This window comes from Candidatus Corynebacterium faecigallinarum (assembly GCF_052264515.1).
GTDB classification, from domain to species: Bacteria; Actinomycetota; Actinomycetes; order Mycobacteriales; family Mycobacteriaceae; genus Corynebacterium; species Corynebacterium faecigallinarum.
On record NZ_JBQQOC010000078.1, the window covers coordinates 1 to 980 of the forward strand.

The 980-nt window shown below is 65.7% G+C and carries 2 protein-coding genes; both read left to right on the top strand.

Translation table 11 applies throughout. The annotated features are described in order from the left end of the window. The first annotated feature begins 98 nt into the window (after positions 1-98). Positions 99-551: a response regulator gene (locus tag ACTXPP_RS14110; protein WP_443342743.1), complete on the top strand. Its 453-nt coding sequence runs from the start codon at positions 99-101 to the stop codon at positions 549-551. Beyond that, a complete protein-coding gene (locus ACTXPP_RS14115) occupies positions 521-826 on the top strand; it encodes a response regulator transcription factor (protein WP_443342746.1) in 306 nt (101 codons plus the stop codon). The genes ACTXPP_RS14110 and ACTXPP_RS14115 overlap by 31 nt, the downstream gene beginning before the upstream one ends. Positions 827-980 lie beyond the last annotated feature (154 nt).

A 980-nucleotide genomic window follows, 5' to 3' on the forward strand; every position in this document is an offset into this window, starting at 1 on the left:
CCTCGTCCGGTATCGGACGACCCAGTGCGGGTCGGCACGGAGGTGGCCGGTGCGGGGATGACCGGCACAGGGATGTCCGGCGAGGGGGGGACGCGATGATGAGTGAGACCAACGACGCGAACGACGTCACTGGCGCAGTGCGGGTCATGGTCGTCGATGATCAGACGCTGGTCCGTCAGGGCATCCGCACTTTGCTGGAGATCGGTGGCATCAATGTCATCGCAGAGGCGGGCGACGGCAAGGAGGCCCTCGACAAGCTGTCCGAGATCGAGGTGGACGTGGTGCTGCTGGATCTTCGGATGCCGCAGTACGACGGCCTGTGGTTCCTCCGGGAAGTGGCGTCCCCCGACAAGACGGCGGGTTCGGACGCGGCGACAGTGGCGGAGGATCCGTCCGACACCGACGTCCCTGTCCTGGTGCTGACCACTTTCGACGACGACAATCTCATGCTGGACGCACTGCGCCACGGGGCGCGAGCCTACATGCTGAAGGCGTCACCGTCGACCAGCTCTCCACCGCGGTGCGGACGTTGGCCGGCGGCGGCACGCTGATCGCCCCGTCGATCACTGACCGGCTGCTGCGGGCCATGCGGACCTCCCCCAAACCAGCCGGCACCGAGGAGGTCGACGTACAGGAGCTGACCGAGCGCGAGATCGAGGTGCTCCGCCTGGTGGCCGAGGGATACGGCAACCGTCAGATCAGCGAGATCGTCCACCTGGCGGAGGGGACGGTGAAGAACCACCTGTCGGCGATCCTGATGAAGCTTGGTGCCCGGGACCGGATGAATGCGGTCCTGCGGGCGCTTCGGGAAGGGCTGCTGGGTTAGACATCCGACTGGAGTTCTCGGTTCCAGGTCGTGGAAACACAGTCGGAAACCACGACCTGAAACCGACAACCCACACGCACCACATGCCCCACAAAACCGACCCCCCCAGAAACGACTGAAGGCCCCGGCCGCCGACGATCCCAAGGATCATCAG

Bases quoted from the DNA above. Each gene is read 5' to 3' on its own strand.
- ACTXPP_RS14110 (WP_443342743.1), top strand. From the start codon at position 99: ATGAGTGAGACCAACGACGCGAACGACGTCACTGGCGCAGTGCGGGTC.